The organism is uncultured Nostoc sp. (assembly GCF_964245445.1).
Taxonomy (GTDB): Bacteria; Cyanobacteriota; Cyanobacteriia; order Cyanobacteriales; family Nostocaceae; genus Nostoc.
This window is the reverse complement of sequence record NZ_CAXTNE010000294.1, coordinates 1-2,610: the sequence shown is the minus strand read 5'-3', so window position 1 is coordinate 2,610 and position 2,610 is coordinate 1. Positions and strand designations below refer to the sequence as shown.

General features: G+C 45.4%; 1 protein-coding gene. It reads right to left on the bottom strand.

Annotated features, from left to right (window positions below; translation table 11 throughout):
• Nucleotides 1-338: 338 nt before the first annotated feature.
• Nucleotides 339-2,423: a family 10 glycosylhydrolase gene (locus ACFE90_RS32055; RefSeq protein ID WP_375506359.1), complete on the bottom strand. Its 2,085-nt coding sequence runs from the start codon at nt 2,421-2,423 to the stop codon at nt 339-341.
• Nucleotides 2,424-2,610: the final 187 nt, after the last annotated feature.

Below are 2,610 nucleotides of genomic sequence, written 5' to 3'. Positions count from 1 at the left end.
AAATACTATCCACCAAATAAAACCTGCTACGTTCCTTGGGGTGGACGAGAATACGTATACAACAGGAGCAATTTCCAGATTCTATTTGTAAACTAAACTGGTACTTGGCAACTGTTGGTAAAGATGGAGAGAAATGGCATGAGCGGATCGTCAAAAAGGTCAACTCCAAAGCTCATGCCAGCAAGAATCGTCGGCTCAGTAACGCTATTCCAGTCCCTACCATACATTTAGGGATCGTAAAATCCGTGAATGCTGTACGCTACAAACTGGCTGCGTATTTGTAGGTGACAAGTCAGTAAATGGGATTTTTTATAGCTCGTGAGAAATCCGGGTTTTGTTCAACTAACTGTAATCACTGTTCCCACACTCTCATTCGCCAATCTATCCACTGCACATACTGCATAGGTTCCCGCTTGTTGGACGGTAGCGAAGGTTGTGCCAGCAGACAAAATTCGTTGAATTGTCCAAGTATCGCCAGTTTGCCGATAAAGTGTCCAAGAACGAACTGGCTGATTATCACCAGGCTGCCAACTCAGTTTGCGGTTATTGACTTGTAGTTCAATAGGCGGAGGGGGGGATGTTGTATCTTGCCAAGACAAAGTTGGCGGTAACGCAGGTTTGTTATAAAGCAGACTTTGGAATCTATCAGCAATGCCCTGACTATTTTCTGTCAAAACACCGACATTAAAGAAGATATTCCCCAGTGACAAATGTCCAGCTTGGCTACGACTAATTTTTACCTGCTTTTCAATCTCATCACTCTCGCGACTCTTGTTGCTTGGTTCTGTCAGATTGTTACCAGCGTAAACATGTCTTTGTTTTGTGTTTACCTCTGTCCACCACTTTAGCAACGCCGAATAACTTTGTTGTGGTTGGTCTGTGCGCCAGTAAAGTTGAGGCGCGATATAATCAATCCAGCCTTCTGCTAACCATTTCTTCGAGTCGGCATACAGCACGTTGTAAGCATCCAACCCAGTAATACCAGCAGGCTGTCCGGGGCGATAAATCCCAAAGGGGCTAATACCAAATTTAACGTCGGATTTAGTTGATTTAATTCCCTGATAGAGGCGCTGTACCATTGTGTTAACATTGTCCCGTCGCCAGTCGCTAAGGCTGAGTGTACCACCGGCTGCTTTATATGCAGTGTATGTTTTACCATCGGGGAAAGGTTGCCCCTCAATGGGATATGGATAAAAATAATCATCTAAGTGAATGCCATCAACATCGTAGCGCTTCACTACATCGAGAATTACGTTGTACGCTCTATCTTGAACTATTTTCAGTCCTGGGTCCATCCAGCGTTGAGTTTTCCACAAATAAACGCTTTCTGGATTGGTAGCTGCTATGTGGGGACGGACTGTTTTAGCTGGGTCGGTGGAAGTGCTAGCGCGGTAGGGGTTGAACCAAGCATGGAGTTCAATATTGCGCTTATGACATTCTGCGATCGCAAACGCCAAAGGATCATAAAATGGTTCTGGTGCTTTTCCTTGAGTTCCTGTAATCCAAGCACTCCAAGGCTCTAATTTAGATTCATACAAAGCGTCTCCCTCTGGTCGCACCTGGAAGATGAGGGCATTGAAGTTTAGCGCTTGTAATTTACTAATAATCTCGCTGAGTTCAGCTTTTTGTTGGGCAACAGAAAGTCCTGCCTTGGAAGGCCAATTACTATTCCACACAGATGCTACCCACGCTCCCCGGAATTCCCGATTATGACTTACCCTAACGCTACCGATAGGTGCAGGTGTCGGCGTTGGTATTGGTGTGGGAATGGGTATTGGCGTTGGTGCTGGCGTTGGTGCTGCTGTTGGTATTGGCGGCTGCACTAAGTAACTAGAGGCAATTTTTTCTGCCTGACCTAAATACACCAAAGCTTGATAAATAATCACTGCCACATCTGCACGGGTGGCTGCAAGATTGGGATTAAGTAATTTGATATTTGGGAAACTAACCACCAATCCAGCGCTGGTGGCAATAGCTACCTGATTTCTACCATACCCAGGAATCTGAACAGAATCTTGATAAATTTGTGAAAGTTCTGAGAGGAGGTCAGGTTTTACTTTGGTGGCAATTTCTAAGCCTCCTACCAAGGAAACTAAAACTTCCACTCTAGTAATTCGGTTAGCTGAACGGAAAGTTTTATCAGGAAACCCGCTAAGAAATGCTTTTTCGTAAGCTGCTTGAATGGCGGCGGCTGCCCAATAATTAGTGGGTACATCAACAAAGGGGACATACTGCCGCTTCTTGGAAACTGTCCCAAATGCGTTGGCGATAATAGCGGCAAATTCAGCGCGGGTAACAGAGTTATCGGGGCGATAAGTACCGTTAGGCAACCCATTGACAATACGACGTTGGGCTAAGGCTGTAATAAATAAGCGTGCCCAATGGTTTTGAATATCCGAGAAGGGAGTAGCAATAGATACCATTGTTGAAAAGCAGCTAGCTGGCCTGGATTTTGATTTCCTTAGCTAATTTAGCAATATCAGAGCGATCGCTGCTGCAATGTCTTAGTAAACTGTCACTACTCAAGATGGGGCATTGGGCATTGGGCATTGCTTTTTCCTATTCCCCATTCCCCATTGCCCCTAATCCCCAGAGGGGGCCCCGAGTTCC

What these genes read in the sequence shown, in the direction of transcription:
- ACFE90_RS32055 (WP_375506359.1), bottom strand. Translation starts at nt 2,423, where the DNA reads ATGGTATCTATTGCTACTCCCTTCTCGGATATTCAAAACCATTGGGCA.